The organism is Cellulomonas dongxiuzhuiae (assembly GCF_018623035.1).
In the GTDB taxonomy this organism is placed as follows: domain Bacteria; phylum Actinomycetota; class Actinomycetes; order Actinomycetales; family Cellulomonadaceae; genus Cellulomonas; species Cellulomonas dongxiuzhuiae.
Window position 1 is genome coordinate 1,101,988 of the sequence record NZ_CP076023.1, and the last position, 16,688, is coordinate 1,118,675.

16 protein-coding genes are annotated in these 16,688 nt (G+C 73.1%); 11 read left to right on the plus strand and 5 right to left on the minus strand.

Annotation, left to right across the window (positions count from 1 at the left end; all coding sequences use genetic code 11):
• Positions 1–11: 11 nt before the first annotated feature.
• The 5 genes from KKR89_RS04940 to sdhC form a co-directional block, all read right to left on the minus strand.
• A complete protein-coding gene (locus KKR89_RS04940) occupies positions 12–767 on the minus strand; it encodes a phosphotransferase (protein ID WP_251141022.1) in 756 nt (251 codons plus the stop codon).
• 80 nt (positions 768–847) lie between these two features.
• Positions 848–1,633, minus strand: a complete 786-nt coding sequence (locus tag KKR89_RS04945) for a succinate dehydrogenase iron-sulfur subunit (RefSeq protein ID WP_208198124.1) — start codon at positions 1,631–1,633, stop codon at positions 848–850.
• Entirely contained in the window at positions 1,633–3,465 is a 1,833-nt protein-coding gene (sdhA, locus tag KKR89_RS04950; protein ID WP_208198125.1) for a succinate dehydrogenase flavoprotein subunit, read from the minus strand. The genes KKR89_RS04945 and sdhA overlap by 1 nt, the downstream gene beginning before the upstream one ends.
• Before the next feature lie 38 nt (positions 3,466–3,503).
• Positions 3,504–3,962 (minus strand): succinate dehydrogenase hydrophobic membrane anchor subunit, encoded by a 459-nt coding sequence (locus KKR89_RS04955; protein ID WP_208198126.1) that lies wholly within the window; start codon positions 3,960–3,962, stop codon positions 3,504–3,506.
• Complete coding sequence (gene sdhC, locus KKR89_RS04960; protein WP_208198127.1) at positions 3,962–4,360, minus strand: succinate dehydrogenase, cytochrome b556 subunit; 399 nt, start codon at positions 4,358–4,360, stop codon at positions 3,962–3,964. Before sdhC ends, KKR89_RS04955 begins: the two co-directional genes overlap by 1 nt.
• 246 nt (positions 4,361–4,606) lie before the next feature.
• Here sdhC and KKR89_RS04965 point away from each other — a divergent pair, with 246 nt between their 5' ends.
• The 11 genes from KKR89_RS04965 (at position 4,607) to deoC (ending at position 16,566) form a co-directional block, all read left to right on the plus strand.
• Positions 4,607–5,716: a mannose-1-phosphate guanylyltransferase gene (locus tag KKR89_RS04965; RefSeq protein ID WP_208198128.1), complete on the plus strand. Its 1,110-nt coding sequence runs from the start codon at positions 4,607–4,609 to the stop codon at positions 5,714–5,716.
• A gap of 98 nt (positions 5,717–5,814) precedes the next feature.
• The gene (locus KKR89_RS04970) at positions 5,815–7,062 is read left to right on the plus strand and encodes an amidohydrolase (protein WP_372438600.1); all 1,248 of its coding nucleotides are present in this window, start codon (positions 5,815–5,817) and stop codon (positions 7,060–7,062) included.
• 228 nt (positions 7,063–7,290) lie between these two features.
• A complete protein-coding gene (locus tag KKR89_RS04975) occupies positions 7,291–8,388 on the plus strand; it encodes a BMP family lipoprotein (protein ID WP_208198203.1) in 1,098 nt (365 codons plus the stop codon).
• 141 nt (positions 8,389–8,529) lie between these two features.
• Positions 8,530–10,047, plus strand: a complete 1,518-nt coding sequence (locus tag KKR89_RS04980; protein ID WP_208198130.1) for an ABC transporter ATP-binding protein — start codon at positions 8,530–8,532, stop codon at positions 10,045–10,047.
• A complete protein-coding gene (locus KKR89_RS04985; protein ID WP_208198131.1) occupies positions 10,044–11,369 on the plus strand; it encodes an ABC transporter permease in 1,326 nt (441 codons plus the stop codon). Before KKR89_RS04980 ends, KKR89_RS04985 begins: the two co-directional genes overlap by 4 nt.
• Positions 11,366–12,661 (plus strand): ABC transporter permease, encoded by a 1,296-nt coding sequence (locus KKR89_RS04990; RefSeq protein ID WP_208198132.1) that lies wholly within the window; start codon positions 11,366–11,368, stop codon positions 12,659–12,661. Before KKR89_RS04985 ends, KKR89_RS04990 begins: the two co-directional genes overlap by 4 nt.
• A 14-nt stretch (positions 12,662–12,675) precedes the next feature.
• Entirely contained in the window at positions 12,676–13,122 is a 447-nt protein-coding gene (locus KKR89_RS04995; protein ID WP_208198133.1) for a cytidine deaminase, read from the plus strand.
• On the plus strand, positions 13,119–14,414 hold the full coding sequence (locus tag KKR89_RS05000; protein WP_208198134.1) for a thymidine phosphorylase: 1,296 nt from the start codon (positions 13,119–13,121) through the stop codon (positions 14,412–14,414). The genes KKR89_RS04995 and KKR89_RS05000 overlap by 4 nt, the downstream gene beginning before the upstream one ends.
• 87 nt (positions 14,415–14,501) lie before the next feature.
• On the plus strand, positions 14,502–14,735 hold the full coding sequence (locus KKR89_RS05005) for a hypothetical protein (protein ID WP_208198135.1): 234 nt from the start codon (positions 14,502–14,504) through the stop codon (positions 14,733–14,735).
• Positions 14,732–15,850, plus strand: a complete 1,119-nt coding sequence (locus tag KKR89_RS05010) for an adenosine deaminase (protein WP_208198136.1) — start codon at positions 14,732–14,734, stop codon at positions 15,848–15,850. The genes KKR89_RS05005 and KKR89_RS05010 overlap by 4 nt, the downstream gene beginning before the upstream one ends.
• Positions 15,847–16,566, plus strand: coding sequence for a deoxyribose-phosphate aldolase (deoC, locus tag KKR89_RS05015; RefSeq protein WP_208198137.1), 720 nt, complete (start codon positions 15,847–15,849; stop codon positions 16,564–16,566). The genes KKR89_RS05010 and deoC overlap by 4 nt, the downstream gene beginning before the upstream one ends.
• Positions 16,567–16,688 lie beyond the last annotated feature (122 nt).

The following is a 16,688-nucleotide window of genomic DNA, read 5'->3' on the forward strand; positions in this document are numbered from 1 at the left end:
CCGCCGTGGACTCAGGCGGCGGAGGAGAGCGCGGCGAGCAGCGCGGGCAGACGCTCGACGTAGTCGCTCAGCGACGCCCGGGTGCGGGCCGGCTCGCCGACCTGCAGCAGGTTGAGCATGCCCTCGTCGCCCGCCTCCTGCCCGCCGGCGATGGTGTTTGTCGCGGCGGTCATCCGGGCCACGACGTGCCGCGCGACGTCACCGGCGGACGGGGCCGGTGCGCCCAGCGCGGCCGCCTGCCGCCCGTACGCCCCGACGAGGACGCCGAGGCGACGCGCACCCTGCGCGGGCCCGGGGTCGAGGAAGAACGGGACGCCGCTCCAGGCGAGCATCGCGACGTCGTCGAGCGGCACGCCGGGCCCGGCGACGTCCCAGTCGAGCACGCCGACGATCTCGTCCGACCCCGGCTCGGCGACGAGCATGTTGTACAGCGTCGCGTCGTTGTGGCACACGATCTCGCCGGGGGCCAGGTCACGCTCCAGGAAGCGCCAGCGCACGCCCCCCGGCCGCAGGTCCGCGACCGCCGCGTGGTACCGGGCGAGCCACGCCGCCGCCGACGCGAGCCGCGCATCGGTCACCTCGGCGAGGTCGACGGGCACGCCGGGCAGGTGCGCGAGGACCTCGCGCCCGCGCGCGTCGAGCCCGTGCGGCTCCGGGACGCCGTCCAGGCCGCGGGCCCGGACGTGCGTCAGGAGCGCGTGCACCGCGGGCGTCCACGGACCTGCCGGGCGCCGCACCGTCGAGCCCACGCGGACGGCGCCCCCCACGTTGCCACCCGGCAGCCGCACCTCGGTCGCGGCGCCGTCCGGCTCGACGTACCGCGGCAGCGCCGCGGGCGGGGGACCGCTCAGAAGGCGCGCGTGATCATCGCGCGCTTCACCTCCTGGATCGCCTTCGTCACCTCGATGCCGCGCGGGCACGCCTCGGTGCAGTTGAAGGTCGTCCGGCAGCGCCAGACGCCCTCCTTGTCGTTGAGGATCTCGAGGCGCTGCGTGCCGCCCTCGTCGCGGCTGTCGAAGATGAACCGGTGCGCGTTGACGATCGCGGCGGGCCCGAAGTACTGGCCGTCGGTCCAGAAGACGGGGCACGACGACGTGCACGCGGCGCACAGGATGCACTTGGTCGTGTCGTCGAAGCGCTCGCGCTGCTCGGGCGACTGCAGCCGCTCCTTCGTCGGCTCGGTGCCCGTCGTGATGAGGAACGGCATGATCTCGCGGTAGGACGCGAAGAACGGCTCCATGTCGACGACGAGGTCCTTGACGACCGGCAGGCCCTTGATGGGCTCGACGACGATCGGCTTGGACGGGTCGAGGTCCTTGAGCAGCGTCTTGCACGCGAGCCGGTTGCGGCCGTTGATCCGCATCGCGTCGGACCCGCAGATGCCGTGCGCGCAGGACCGGCGGAACGTCAGCGAGCCGTCGTGCTCCCACTTGATCTTGTGCAGGGCGTCGAGGACCCGGTCCGTGCCGTGCACGTCGACCGTGAACTCGTCCCAGCGCGGCTCGGCGACGAAGGCCGCGCCGAACGTCGGCATGTCCTCGTCCGACGGCAGGAACCGGCGGACCTTCAGCGTGACCTGGAAGGACGGCACGGCGCCGACCTCGGTGGCGGGGGCGTCCACGGTGGTGGTCATCAGTACTTGCGCTCCATCGGCTGGTAGCGGGTGACGGTGACGGGCTTGGCCCCGAGGACCACCTGGTAGCCGTCGAACGTCTCGGCCCTGGCGAACGCGCCGGCACCCGAGACGGTGCCCGCGGCGCCCTCGGCGACCGGACGGCGGTACGCCATCGTGTGCTGCATGAAGCGGGCGTCGTCGCGGTCGGGGAAGTCCTCGCGGAAGTGTCCGCCGCGGGACTCCTCGCGGTTCAGCGCGCCCACGACGACCGTCTCGGCGATGTCGAGCAGGAAGCCCAGCTCGACCGCCTCGAGCAGGTCGGTGTTGAAGGTCTTCGTCTTGTCCTGCACCGACACGGCCTCGTAGCGCTTGCGCAGCGCCTTGATGTCGGACAGCGCCTGCGTGAGCGACTCCGACGTGCGGAAGACCTGCGCGTTCGCGTCCATCGTCTCCTGCAGCGCGCGGCGGATGTCCGCCACCCGCTCGCCGCCGGGGCGCGTGCGGATCTTCTCCAGGCCCGCCTCGACGCTCACCGCGGGGTCCGCGGGGAGCTCGACGAACGAGGCCGCCGTGGCGTACGCGGCGGCCGAGCGGCCGGCACGCTTGCCGAAGACGTTGATGTCGAGCAGCGAGTTGGTGCCCAGGCGGTTGGAGCCGTGCACCGAGACGCACGCGACCTCGCCCGCGGCGTACAGGCCCTTGATGACGTCCGTCGCGTTGCGCAGCACCTCGCCCTCGATGTTCGTGGGGATGCCCCCCATCGCGTAGTGCGCCGTGGGGTAGACCGGCACCGGCTCGGTGTAGGGCTCGATGCCGAGGTAGGTGCGCGCGAACTCCGTGATGTCGGGCAGCTTCGCGTCGATGTGCGCGGGCTCGAGGTGCGTGAGGTCGAGCAGCACGTAGTCCTTGTTCGGGCCCGCGCCGCGGCCCTCGCGGACCTCGTTCGCCATGGACCGGGCGACGATGTCGCGCGGTGCCAGGTCCTTGATGGTGGGCGCGTAGCGCTCCATGAAGCGCTCGCCGTCGCCGTTGCGCAGGATCCCGCCCTCACCGCGCGCGGCCTCCGACAGCAGGATGCCGAGGCCCGCGAGGCCTGTCGGGTGGAACTGGAAGAACTCCATGTCCTCCAGCGGGATGCCGCGGCGGTACGCCAGCGCCATGCCGTCACCGGTCAGGGTGTGGGCGTTCGACGTCGTCTTGTAGATCTTGCCGGCGCCACCCGTCGCGAACACCACGGCCTTGGCCTGGAAGACGTGGATCTCGCCCGTGGCCAGCTCGTACGCGACGACGCCCGAGACGTTGACCTCCTCGCCCTCGGGCACGTCGCCCGTGGCGAGGTCGTGGTCCACGAGCAGGTCGAGCACGTAGAACTCGTTGAAGAACTCGACGTCGTTCTTCACGCACTGCTGGTAGAGCGTCTGCAGGATCATGTGGCCGGTGCGGTCCGCCGCGTAGCAGGACCGGCGGACGGCCGCCTCGCCGTGGTTGCGCGTGTGCCCGCCGAATCGCCGCTGGTCGATGCGGCCCTCGGGGGTGCGGTTGAACGGCAGACCCATCTTCTCCAGGTCGAGCACCGCGTCGATGGCCTCCTTGGCCATCACCTCGGCGGCGTCCTGGTCGACCAGGTAGTCACCGCCCTTGACGGTGTCGAACGTGTGCCACTCCCAGTTGTCCTCCTCGACGTTGGCCAGCGCGGCGCACATGCCGCCCTGCGCCGCACCCGTGTGGGACCGCGTGGGGTAGAGCTTGGAGATGACGGCCGTGCGCACGCGCGTCGAGGACTCGAGCGCCGCGCGCATCCCGGCGCCGCCCGCGCCGACGATGACGACGTCGTACTGGTGGGTCTGCATCGGCTGGAGAGCCTTCCTTGCTGGGATGTGGCGGTCGGTCAGGCCGTGCAGAACGACGGCAGCAGGTCGGCCGGGCTGTTCGGGGGGCACGGGTCGAACGTGAAGATCACGAGCGTGCCGAGGACGATGACGACGACCGTCGCGGCGTACAGCGCGAGCTTCAGCACCATGCGGGTGCCGTCCTTCTCCGCGTAGTCGTTGATGATCGTGCGGACGCCGTTGGTGCCGTGCAGCATCGCGAGCCACAGCATCAGCAGGTCCCAGACCTGCCAGAACGGCGAGGCCCACTTGCCGGCGACGAAGCCGAAGTCGATCGCGCTGATGCCCTCGCCCTCGATGAGGTTGACGAACAGGTGACCGAAGATCAGCACGACGAGCAGGACGCCCGACGCGCGCATGAACACCCAGCCGTACAGCTCGAAGTTGCCGCGCGTGCTGCGCCGCGTCGGGCCGGGGCGCGACGCCCGCGGGGCCTTGGGATCGGCGATGGTGCTCATCAGTGGCCCCCGAAGACGTTCATCAGGTGACGCGGCAGGAAGCCCGCCATCGTCACGGCGACCAGGGCGACGACGACCCACAGCATCTGGCGCTGGTACTTGGGGCCCTTGGCCCAGAAGTCCACGAGGATCAGCCGGATGCCGTTGAAGGCGTGGAACACGATGGCCAGCACCAGGCCGGCCTCGCCCAGACCCATGATCGGGTTCTTGTACGTGCCGATGACGTCGTTGTACGCCTCGGGGGACACGCGCACGAGCGCGGTGTCGAGGACGTGGACGAGCAGGAAGAAGAAGATCGCGAAACCGGTGATGCGGTGCGCGACCCAGGACCACATGCCTTCGCGCCCGCGGTAGAGCGTTCCGGCCGGCCGCGGTGGCGCGGTGGGCGCTGAGGACACGGTAGGGGGCCTCCTGAGGCGAGTTCGCGTGCGGACGGCGTTGTCCTTGACGTCCTCTCACTGTAATGACCCGGTCCACCCGGTTGGCCCACGGCGACGGCCCCGGGAATCCCGGAACGGTCCATTGTGACCAACCCCACAGGCCTGCGGGCGGTTCCGGGACCTCCGTCCCGGGCCGACGGTCCGCCTCGCGGACCGGTGCCGACGCTGCCCGCGCACCGCGGGGTCGGCCGCTACGGTGTGCGCATGCCGGACGCGCCGATCGCCGACTTCCACGCCGTCGTCCCCGCCGGGGGCGCCGGGACCCGCCTGTGGCCGCTGTCGCGCGCCGGCTACCCCAAGTTCCTGCTCGACCTCACGGGCAGCGGCCGCACGCTGCTGCAGGGGACGGTCGACCGCCTCCTGCCGCTGACGGGGCCCGGGCACGTGCTGGTGGTGACCGGGACGCGGCACGCCGACGCGGTGGCGCGCCAGCTGCCCGAGCTGGGTTCCGAGCACGTGCTGGCCGAGCCGAGCCCGCGCGACTCGATGGCCGCGATCGGGCTGGCCGCGGCCGTCCTGGCCCAGCGGCACGGCCCCGACGTCGTGCTCGGCTCGTTCGCGGCCGACCACGTCATCACCGGCCTGCCGGAGTTCGGTGCGACGATCCGCGAGGCCGTGGCCGCCGCGCGCACGGGAGCGGTCGTCACCATCGGCATCCGGGCGACCGAGCCGTCCACCGCGTTCGGGTACGTGCGCAGCGGCGCGGCGCTCGGCGTGCCGGACGCGCCGCACGCCCGGCGCGTCGTGGCGTTCACCGAGAAGCCCGACGCGCAGACCGCCGCGGACTTCCTCGCCACGGGGGAGTACAGCTGGAACGCCGGCATGTTCGTCGTCCGGGCGGGTGTGCTGCTCGACCACCTCGCGGCGCAGCTGCCCGCGCTGCACGACGGCCTGCGGCGCATCGCCGCCGCGTGGGACACCCCCGAGCGCGACGCGCGTCTGGCGGACACGTGGCCGACCCTGACGAGGATCGCGATCGACCACGCGATCGCCGAGCCCGTCGCGGCGGCCGGTGGCGTCGCCGTCGTGCCCGGCGGGTTCGGCTGGGACGACATCGGCGACTTCGCCTCCCTCGGCGCGCTGCTGGGCGCGGACGGTGAGCCGACGCTCGGCGACGAGGCGCACGTGCTGCGGGTCGACGCGGACGGGTCCGTCGTGGTCGCCGACGGGCGCGCGGTGAGCGTCGTCGGGATCCCGGGCGCCGTCGTCGTGGACACGCCCGACGCCGTCCTCGTGACGACACGGGCGCACGCCCAGCAGGTCAAGCAGGCCGTCGACGCCTGGCGCGAGCGCGGGCGCGACGACCTGCTGTGACCGGCGCCGCTGGGGGTGCCGGCAGGCCACGGCGATACGCTCGGGGCGTGCTGACCACCTCCAGCGACCACCCCGCCGTGCCCGCGACCGCCGCCGACGTGCCGCCGCTGCGCACGCTCGCACCCGAGCCGACGGACCCCGCCGCGCGTGCGCTGGCGGCCGTGCTCGACGGGCTGCGGCCGGAGCTGGTCGCGATCCGTCGCGACCTGCACGCGCACCCCGAGCTGGCGCGCACGGAGGAGCGGACCACGCGCGTGGTGGCCGAGCGGCTGCGGGCCGCGGGCCTCTCGCCGCACCTGCTGCCCGGGTCCGGCCTGTGGTGCGACATCGGCCCCACCGTCGCCGCGTCGGGGGCGCGCCGCGTCGCGCTGCGCGCGGACCTGGACGCGCTGCCCGTGCCGGACACGTGCGGCACGCCGTGGGCGTCGGTGCACCGGGGCGTCGCGCACGCCTGCGGGCACGACGTGCACACGACCGTCGTGCTCGGCGCCGGGCTGGCCCTCGCGCGACTGGCGGCGGACGGTGCCCTCGACGCGGGCGTGCGGCTGATCTTCCAGCCGGCCGAGGAGGTGCAGCCCGGCGGGTCGATCGACGTGATCAGCGAGGGCGGGCTCGACGGCGTCGGGGAGATCTTCGCGGTGCACTGCGACCCCAAGCTCGACGTCGGCCTGGTGGGCACGCGGATCGGGCCCATCACGTCGGCGTCGGACGAGGTGACGGTCACCGTGACGGGCCCGGGCGGGCACACGTCGCGCCCGCACCTGACAGGTGACGTCGTGTTCGCGCTCGGGCAGGTCATCACCCAGGTGCCCGCCGTGCTGGGGCGGCGGCTCGACCCGCGCTCCGGCGTCAACCTCACGTGGGGCGCCGTGCGCGCGGGGTCCGTCCCCAACGCGATCCCGGCGACCGGCAGCGTGTCGGGGACGCTGCGGTGCCTGGACGGGCGGGCGTGGGAGCAGGCGTCGGCGGTGTTCTCGCAGGCCGTCGAGGACGTCGTGCGGCCCCTGCAGGTCGACGTCGAGGTGAAGCACCAGCGCGGCGTGCCGCCGGTGGAGAACCGCGCCGAGAGCATCGGCGTGCTCGAGGCGGCGGCGCGCGACGTCCTGGGACCCGAGGCGGTCCACCTGACCGAGCAGTCGCTCGGCGGGGAGGACTTCGCCTGGTACCTCACCAAGGTGCCCGGCGCGATGGCCCGTCTGGGCACGCGGGCACCGGGCGGGCGCACCTACGACATCCACCAGGGCGACATTCGGGTGGACGAGCGGGCCGTCGAGGCCGGTGCCCTGGTGCTCGCCCGGGCGGCGCAGCTCGCGGGCCGCCGGGCGGGTGGCGCCGGGACGGTCTGATTCGCCCGTCTCGTGCGCCGGACGTGGCGTCCGTCACGCGGGAACAGGTTGCGAATTCATCACGACACCTGCAGCGATACCCGCCGGTAACATGCCGGTGACCGGCGGTTGTCTACTGTCGCAGTGACGAAGCCGACCGGTCGGCGGTGCGGTGACGGCGCGATGGTGCGCCGGCAGCCTCACCACCACGCCGCGCGGCGCGACCACGAGAAGCAGGAGACAACCCCGGTGAAGAAGATCATCCGAGTGGCCGCGCTGGGTGCGGCGGCCACGCTGGCGCTCGCGGCGTGCGGCAGTGCCCCCGAGGCGTCCGAGCCCACCGCGGGCGGGGAGGCCGCCTCCGACTTCAAGGCGTGCGTCGTCTCGGACGCCGGCGGCTTCGACGACAAGAGCTTCAACCAGCTCAGCTACGAGGGCACGAAGGAGGCGACCGAGAACCTCGGTGCCGGCTTCGCGGAGGTGCAGTCCGACTCCGAGGCCGACTTCGCGACGAACCTCGAGAGCCTCGTCGCCGAGAACTGCAACGCCATCGTGTCGGTCGGCTTCGCGCTGTCGGCCGCGACGGTCGAGTCGGCCGTGGCCAACCCCGAGATCGACTACATCCTGGTCGACGACGCCGCGGACAACGACTTCGACGGCACGGTGGACGCGGAGAACATCAAGCCGCTGGTCTACGACACGGCGCAGGCCGCGTTCCTCGCCGGCTACCTCGCGGCCGGCTACTCCGCCGAGAGCGGCGTCAACAAGGTGGGCACGTTCGGCGGTCAGCCCTACCCGACCGTCACGATCTTCATGGACGGCTTCAAGCAGGGCGTCGAGTACTACAACGAGGTCAAGGGCGCGGCGGTCCAGGTCGTCGGCTACCAGGGCGGCGACCAGGGCTCGTTCACGGGCGGCTTCGCGGCCAACGACGACGCCAAGCAGGTCGCGGCCAGCATCATCGACCAGGGCGTCGACGTGATCCTCCCGGTCGGTGGCCCGATCTACCAGTCCGCCATGGACGCGATCGCCGACTCCGGGCGCGAGGTCGCCCTCATCGGCACCGACGCCGACTACTTCGAGTCGGACCCCTCCACGCAGGACATCGTCCTGACGTCGATCCTCAAGAACATGAAGCTCTCGACGGACCTGGCCGTGACCGCGGCGGGCGAGGGCGAGTTCGACCCCGCGCCCTACATCGGCACGCTCGAGAACGACGGCGTCGGCATCGCGCCGCTGCACAACTTCGAGTCGAAGGTCTCCCCGGGGCTCGTCACCGAGGTCGAGGAGCTCAAGCAGCAGATCATCGACGGCGAGCTCACGGTCACCTCGTACCTCTCCGAGTGATCGTGATGCACGGCGCATGACACGACGCCCCGGGCGGCCCGGCAACGGATCGCCCGGGGCGTCGCTCGTGCGACGATCGAACGAGCGCCCGCACCGCCGACCCGACGGTCGTCCCGACCGTCCGACCCGAGGATCCCGTCCATGAAGCTCGAGCTGCGCGGCATCACCAAACGCTTCGGCGCGCTGGTGGCGAACGACCACGTCGACCTCACGGTCGAGCCCGGCGAGATCCACTGCCTCCTGGGGGAGAACGGCGCCGGCAAGTCGACCCTCATGAACGTCCTGTACGGCCTGTACCAGGCCGACGAGGGCGAGATCCTCCTCGACGACGAGGTGCGGCACTTCGCGGGCCCCGGCGACGCGATGGCGGCGGGCATCGGCATGGTCCACCAGCACTTCATGCTGGTCCCCGTCTTCACGGTCGCCGAGAACGTCATGCTCGGCCACGAGCAGACCCGCGGCGGGGGTCGTCTCGATCTCGACGCCGCGCGCGCCCAGGTGCGCCAGATCGCCGACCGCTTCGGCTTCCACGTCGACCCCGACGCCCTGGTCGAGGACCTGGCCGTCGGCGTGCAGCAGCGGGTCGAGATCATCAAGGCGCTCTCGCGCGACGCGAAGGTGCTCGTCTTCGACGAGCCCACCGCCGTGCTCACGCCGCAGGAGACCGACGAGCTGATGGGCATCATGCGCCAGCTGCGGGACAGCGGCGCCGCCATCGTGTTCATCACCCACAAGCTGCGCGAGGTGCGCGAGGTCGCCGACCGGATCACCGTCGTGCGCCGGGGCGCGGTCGTCGGGGAGGCGGAGCGCACCGCCACCGACGCCGAGCTCGCCTCGCTCATGGTCGGGCGCCCGGTCGAGCTGGTCGTGCACAGGGCGCCGCCGAACCGCACGGACGGAGGGCTGCGCGTCCGGGGCCTGCAGGTGACGGACGCCCGCGGGACCGTCCTCGTCGACGACGTGTCGTTCGACGTGCCCGGGGGCGAGATCCTCGTGGTCGCGGGGGTGCAGGGCAACGGGCAGACCGAGCTCGCCGAGGCGCTCGCCGGGCTGCAGGACAGGGTCACCGGCAGCATCGAGCTCGACGGCACCGAGCTCGTCGGCCGCACGGTCCGCCAGGTGCTCGACGCCGGCGTCGGCTACGTCCCGGAGGACCGCAACCAGGACGGCCTGGTGGGCTCGTTCACCGTCGCCGAGAACCTGGTGCTGGACCGCACCGACGGGCCCCCCTTCGTGCGCGGGGGCGCGCTGCAGCTGCGGACCCGCGACGCGTTCGCGCGCGAGAAGGTCGACGAGTTCGACATCCGGACCCAGGGCATCGACACGCAGGTGGGCAGGCTCTCGGGCGGCAACCAGCAGAAGGTCGTCGTGGCGCGCGAGCTCTCGCGCGACCTGCGCCTGCTGGTCGCCGCGCAGCCCACCCGCGGTGTGGACGTCGGCTCGATCGAGTTCATCCACAAGCGCATCGTCGAGACGCGCGACGGGGGCGTGCCGGTGGTCGTCGTCGCCACGGAGCTCGACGAGGCCGTCGCGCTCGGCGACCGGATCCTCGTCATGTACCGCGGCCGCGTCGTCGGCATCGTCCCGTCCGACACCCCCCGCGACGTCCTCGGCCTGATGATGGCCGGCGTCGCCCCCACCGAGGGAGAGGCCGCGTGAGCGAGCCGAAGCACCCCGTCGACGCCGGCGCGGCCGACGTCGTCCCCGGCGTCGTCGCGATCGACGCGGGAGGCGACGACCCCTCCCCCCCGGCGGTCGCCCGCGACACGCGGTGGGGCGACGCCCTGTCGCGCATCGTGTCCGGCGGCTGGGCCGTCTCCCTCGGCGCGGTCGTCCTGGCCGTCCTCGCCGGGTCCGTGATGATCGCCTTCACCGACGAGAACGTGCAGGCCTCGGCGCAGTACTTCTTCGCACGGCCGGGCGACACGTTCGCCGCGGTCGGGCAGGCGGTCGGGGGTGCCTACGCGGCGCTGTTCCGCGGTGCGGTCTACAACTACACGGCCGACTCGTTCGCGCAGGGCATCCGCCCCCTGACGCAGTCGATGACGTACGCGACGCCGCTCATCGCCGCCGGCCTCGGCCTGGCGATCGGCTTCCGCTCCGGCCTGTTCAACATCGGCGGCCAGGGCCAGATGCTCATGGCCGCGGCCGGTGCGGGCTGGGTCGGCTTCGCGTGGGACCTGCCGGCCGGGCTGCACGTCGTCGTGGCGGTCGCCGTCGGCGTCGCCGCGGGTGCGCTGTGGGCCGGGCTCGCCGGCCTGCTCAAGGCGACGACCGGTGCGCACGAGGTGATCGTGACGATCATGCTCAACTACATCGCGTTCTACCTGCTGTCCTACCTGCTGGCGACACCCGGTCTGCTGCAGGCGCCGGGATCGGCCAACCCCAAGACGCCGCCCATGGCGGACACCGCGCTGCTGCCGCGGCTGCTCGGCCCGGAGTTCCGGCTGCACCTCGGGTTCCTGCTCGCGCTGTGCGCGGTCGTCCTGGTGTGGTGGATCCTCGACCGCTCGCGGCTCGGGTTCTCGCTGCGCGCCGTGGGGGAGAACCCCCACGCCGCACGCGTCGCCGGGATCGACGTGCCGCGCTCGACCGTCCTGGCGATGCTCGTGTCGGGTGCCCTGATCGGGCTGGCGGGAAGCACGCAGGTGCTCGGCCTCATCACCACCGGCTTCAGCTACGACATCGACGCCGGCATCGGCTTCGACGCGATCACGGTCGCCCTGCTCGGCTCGTCGAGCCCCGTCGGCGTGCTGCTGGCCGGCCTGCTGTTCGGTGCGTTCAAGGCCGGCGGGTCGGTGATGCAGGCGTCGCAGGGCATCCCCATCGAGATCGTGCTGGTCGTGCAGTCCCTGATCGTCCTGTTCATCGCGGCGCCGCCGCTGGTGCGGGCGGTGTTCCGGCTCCCGCAGCCGGGTCGCCGCCGACCGGCCGCAAGCCGCCGTCCCGGCGCCGGGCGTCGCGAGGAGGTCCAGCGATGAGCGCGACGACGGCGGACCGTGCACCCGTCCCCGAGGAGGTCGTCGAGCACCGTCACGTGACAGTGGTCTCCCGCAAGGTCCCGGTCGTGCTGACGGTCGTCACGGCGCTGTTCGCGCTGCTGCTCGCCCTCGCTCCGCGCGAGGGCGACGCGACCTTCCGGCTCGCGACGGGGAACGACCTCGTCGCGCTGCCGAACGTGGTGGTGCCCGGGACGACCACCGCCTGGGTCACCGTCGCCGTGATGGCCCTGCTCACGGCGTACGCCTACGTCCGTGTGGGGGCGCGCCGCAAGGTCCCCGGCTGGGTGTCGATGCTGTTCGCCGCCGTGTTCCTCGTGGGCTTCCTCGCGTGGGCCGCCGCCGGCAGCGCGAGCGACGTCCCCGCGGTCCGCGTCATCGGCGGCGCCGTGCTGCTGGCCGTCCCGATCGCGTTCGGTGCGCTGGGCGGTGTCATCGGTGAGCGTGCCGGCGTCGTCAACATCGCCATCGAGGGCCAGCTCCTCGCCGGCGCGTTCTGCGCCGCCGTCGCCTCGTCCGTCACGGACAGCCCGTGGGTCGGCCTGCTCGCCGCCGTGGTCGCGGGCGTGCTGGTCGCCGCGGTCCTCGGCGTGTTCACCATCACCTACAAGGTGAACCAGGTGATCGTCGGCGTCGTGCTCAACGTGCTGGTCATCGGCCTGACGAGCTTCCTGTACTCGCAGGTGCTCGTGCCGAACGCCGAGCTGAACAGTACGACGCGGTTCGCGAACGTGGCGATCCCCGGGCTGTCGCAGATCCCGGTCATCGGCCCGTCGCTGTTCAACCAGTCGGTCATCGTCTACCTCATGTACCTGGCGGTGCCGGGCGTGTGGTTCGCGATGTTCCGCACGCGCTGGGGCCTGCGGCTGCGCGCGGTCGGCGAGCACCCCAAGGCCGCGGACACCGTGGGCATCAAGGTCGAGCGCACGCGGTACCGGGCGGTCCTCGTGGCCGGCGCCATCGCCGGCGTCGGCGGGGCGTTCTACACCGTGGTGTCGGTGTCGGCGTTCGGCAAGGAGATGACCGCCGGTGCGGGCTTCATCGCGCTCGCCGCCGTCATCTTCGGCAAGTGGGACCCGGTCAAGGCGGCGCTCGCGGCGCTGCTGTTCGGGTTCGCGTCGAACCTCGAGGGCGCCCTGAGCATCGTCGGTGCCCCCGTGCCCAGCCAGTTCATGCTCATGCTGCCGTACGTCGTGACGCTGCTGGCGGTCGCCGGCCTGGTGGGTCGCTCGCGCGGGCCCGCGGCGTCCGGCGAGCCGTACGTCAAGGAATGACCGGAGAGGGAGACATGGCCAGCACCACGCGGACCGTCGACTGGGACGGCCTGCGGGCCGCCGCACGTGACGTCATGACCCGGGCCTACGTCCCCTACTCGACGTTCCCGGTGGGCGCCGCCGCCCTCGTGGACGACGGCCGGGTCGTCGTCGGCTGCAACGTGGAGAACGCGTCGTACGGCGTGACGCTCTGCGCCGAGTGCAGCCTGGTCTCCATGCTGCACGTCACCGGCGGTGGCAGGCTCGTGGCCTTCACGTGCGTGGACGGGCGCGGCAACGTGCTGGCCCCGTGCGGGCGGTGCCGCCAGCTGCTGTACGAGCACGGGGGGCCGGAGCTGCTGGTCGAGACCGTGCGGGGCATCCGCCCCATGAGCGAGGTGCTGCCCGACGCGTTCGGCCCGCACGACCTCGTGGAGCGCGGGGACGCGGCGCAGGCCGCAGGAGAGGAGAAGGACGCATGAGCGAGCAGTTCGACGCCGTGGACGTCGTCGTCGCCAAGCGCGACGGGCACCGGCTGACCGACGCGCAGATCGACTGGGTCGTCGACGCCTACACCCGAGGGGTGGTGGCCGACGAGCAGATGTCCGCGCTCGCGATGGCGATCCTGCTCAACGGCATGGACCGTGCCGAGATCGCGCGGTGGACCGCCGCCATGATCGCGAGCGGCGAGCGGCTCGACTTCTCGGGCCTGTCGCGCCCGACGTCCGACAAGCACTCCACGGGCGGGGTGGGCGACAAGATCACGCTGCCCCTGGCGCCGCTGGTCGCGGTGTTCGGCGTCGCCGTGCCGCAGCTGTCCGGCCGGGGGCTGGGCCACACCGGTGGCACGCTCGACAAGCTCGAGTCGATCCCCGGCTGGCGTGCCGCGCTGAGCAACGACGAGATGATGCGCCAGCTCGAGGACGTGGGTGCGGTCATCTGCGCGGCCGGCTCCGGCCTGGCGCCGGCGGACCGCAAGCTCTACGCGCTGCGCGACGTCACCGGGACCGTCGAGGCCATCCCGCTGATCGCGAGCTCGATCATGAGCAAGAAGATCGCCGAGGGCACCGGTTCCCTGGTGCTCGACGTCAAGGTCGGGTCGGGCGCGTTCATGAAGGACGCCGAGCGCGCGGGCGAGCTGGCCCGGACGATGGTCGAGCTCGGGACCGACGCGGGCGTGCGGACGGTCGCGCTGCTCACCGACATGTCGACGCCGCTGGGCCTCACCGCCGGCAACGCGCTCGAGGTGCGCGAGTCGGTCGAGGTCCTCGCCGGCGGCGGCCCGCAGGACGTCGTCGAGCTGACCCTCGCGCTCGCGCGCGAGATGCTCGACGCCGCCGGACGTCCCGACGCCGACCCTGCCGCCGCGCTGAGCGACGGCCGCGCGATGGACGTCTGGCGCCGGATGATCGCGGCGCAGGGCGGCGACCCCGACGCGGACCTGCCCGTCGCCCGCGAGCAGGAGCAGGTCCTCGCCGACGCCGACGGCGTCCTGACCACGCTGGACGCGTACGCGGTCGGCGTCGCCGCCTGGCGCCTCGGCGCCGGCCGCGCGCGCAAGGAGGACCCCGTGCAGGCGGGGGCCGGTGTCGAGATCCACGCGCGCCCCGGCGACACGGTGCGCGCGGGCCAGCCGGTCCTCACGCTCCACACGGACACGCCCGTGCGGTTCGGGCGCGCCCGCGAGGCCCTCGTCGGGGCTGTCGTCGTCGACCCGCAGGGCACGCCGGGCGAGCGCGCGCCGCTCGTGCTCGACCGCGTCGCCGCCGGCTGACGTGGGCCGGGCCCGGTCGCGGCACGAGTGTGCCGGGGTCACGATGAGGAACGCCCAGCAGACGCACGACGACCCCCAGGAGGAGTCATGAGCACCGTCCCCGGATCGGAGTCCTGGCGCGACGCGGGTCTCGCGCCCGTCGACACCGAGCTGCCGCTGCGTCTGACGGACGTCGACGAGTCCGACGTCCCGGACGAGAGCAGCGCGGAGGAGTACGCGCCCGGCTTCCCGCGTGCCGACCGCGAGGACCGCGCCACCGAGGCGGACGTGGTCGAGCAGGCCACCGAGGTCCCGATCGAGGACGAGGGCACCGACGCGTGACACCTCCGGACGAACCCGGGAACCTCGACGCCGCGCTGCGAGCGCTCCCGAAGGTCCTGCTCCACGACCACCTCGACGGCGGGGTGCGTCCCGCCACGATCGTCGAGCTCTCGGCGGCGGTCGGGCACGAGCTGCCGACGACCGACCCGCAGGGGCTGGGCCGGTGGTTCGTCGACGCCGCCGGCTCCGGCTCGTTGCCGCGCTACCTCGAGACGTTCGAGCACACGCTCGCGGTCATGCAGACCGCGGACGGTCTGCGCCGGGTGGCCCGTGAGGCTGTGCTCGACCTGGCCGCCGACGGCGTCGTGCACGCCGAGGAGCGCTACGCGCCCGAGCAGCACCAGCGGGCCGGGCTGACGCTGCAGCAGGTCGTCGACGCGGTGCGCGAGGGCTTCGCCGAGGGCACGGCCCTGGCGGCGGCCGACGGGCACGAGATCCGCGTCGTCCAGGTGCTGTCCGCGATGCGTCAGGACCACCGGTCGGCCGAGATCGCGGCGCTCGCGCTCGCGAACCGCGACGCGGGCGTCGTCGCGTTCGACATCGCCGGGCCGGAGGAGGGGTTCCCGCCCTCACGGCACGCCGCTGCTTTCCGCGTCGTGCGCGACGCGTGCTTCCCCGCGACCGTCCACGCCGGCGAGGCGGACGGGCTCGACTCCATCGCGGAGGCGCTGCACGTCGCCGGTGCCGTGCGGCTGGGCCACGGTGTCCGGCTCGCCGACGACGTGCACGAGGGCCCGGACGGCGCCTGGCGGCTGGGTCTGCTCGCGCACTGGGTGCGCGACCGGCGGGTGCCGCTCGAGGTGTGCCCGTCGTCGAACCTGCAGACCGGTGCCGCGGCGTCGGTCGCCGAGCACCCCGTGACGCTGCTGCGGCGGGCGGGCTTCGAGGTCACCGTCAACACCGACAACCGCCTGCAGTCGGGCACGTCGCTCTCGCGCGAGCTCGGCCTGCTCGTCCGGGAGGCCGGGTGGACGCTCGACGACGTGGTCGACGTGACGCTCACCGCGGCCCGGCACGCGTTCCTGCACGACGACGAGCGCCGCGCGCTCGTCGACCGCATCGTCCGTCCGGCGGCCACGCCGGGCACCGCACGCCCCGGGAGGCACCGCGCATGACCACCGACGACACCCCCACGACGCAGCCCCCGATCGACGCGGTCGGGCTCGCGCGCCTCGTCGACCACACGCTGCTCAAGCCCGAGGCGACGCGCGCGGACGTCGAGGCGCTGGTCGCCGAGGGCGTGCGGCTCGGCGTCTACTCGGTGTGCGTGTCGCCGTCGTTCCTGCCGCTGGAGGTCCCCGTGGGGCTCGACGGTGCGCCCGACCTGCTCGTGGCGACGGTGTGCGGGTTCCCGTCGGGCAAGCACCACAGCGACGTCAAGGCGGCCGAGGCTGCCCGCGCGGTGCGCGACGGGGCCGACGAGGTCGACATGGTGATCGACGTCGGCGCGGCCAAGGAAGGCCGCTTCGGTGACGTCGAGCAGGACATCGCGGCCGTCCGTGCGGCGGCGCCCGCGCCGACCGTGCTCAAGGTCATCATCGAGTCCGCGGCGCTCACCGACGACGAGATCGTCGGCGTGTGCCAGGCCGCGGAGGCCGCCGGCGCCGACTTCGTCAAGACGTCGACGGGGTTCCACCCCGCCGGCGGCGCGACCGTCCACGCGGTCGCGCTCATGGCGCGCACGGTCGGTGGGCGGCTCGGCGTCAAGGCGTCGGGCGGTGTCCGGACGGCGGCGGACGCGCTCGCCATGGTCGAGGCCGGGGCGACCCGGCTCGGGCTCTCGGGCACCGCGGCAGTGCTCGCGGGGCTCACCGCGGACGGTGACTACTGACGTCCCGGCGCCCCGGATCCGCCCTCCCGCCATGAGAGGGACGTGAGAGTTCGGCGTCCCGGCGGGTGAATGATGTCCGATCCGGGCGAACCGGGCGTTGACTTGGGCGCCGGCGACGGACG

Bases quoted from the DNA above. Each gene is read 5' to 3' on its own strand.
- KKR89_RS04945 (WP_208198124.1), bottom strand. From the start codon at position 1,633: ATGACCACCACCGTGGACGCCCCCGCCACCGAGGTCGGCGCCGTGCCG.
- sdhA (WP_208198125.1), bottom strand. From the start codon at position 3,465: ATGCAGACCCACCAGTACGACGTCGTCATCGTCGGCGCGGGCGGCGCC.
- KKR89_RS04955 (WP_208198126.1), bottom strand. From the start codon at position 3,962: ATGAGCACCATCGCCGATCCCAAGGCCCCGCGGGCGTCGCGCCCCGGC.
- KKR89_RS04965 (WP_208198128.1), top strand. From the start codon at position 4,607: ATGCCGGACGCGCCGATCGCCGACTTCCACGCCGTCGTCCCCGCCGGG.
- KKR89_RS04980 (WP_208198130.1), top strand. From the start codon at position 8,530: ATGAAGCTCGAGCTGCGCGGCATCACCAAACGCTTCGGCGCGCTGGTG.
- KKR89_RS04990 (WP_208198132.1), top strand. From the start codon at position 11,366: ATGAGCGCGACGACGGCGGACCGTGCACCCGTCCCCGAGGAGGTCGTC.
- KKR89_RS04995 (WP_208198133.1), top strand. From the start codon at position 12,676: ATGGCCAGCACCACGCGGACCGTCGACTGGGACGGCCTGCGGGCCGCC.
- KKR89_RS05000 (WP_208198134.1), top strand. From the start codon at position 13,119: ATGAGCGAGCAGTTCGACGCCGTGGACGTCGTCGTCGCCAAGCGCGAC.
- KKR89_RS05005 (WP_208198135.1), top strand. From the start codon at position 14,502: ATGAGCACCGTCCCCGGATCGGAGTCCTGGCGCGACGCGGGTCTCGCG.
- deoC (WP_208198137.1), top strand. From the start codon at position 15,847: ATGACCACCGACGACACCCCCACGACGCAGCCCCCGATCGACGCGGTC.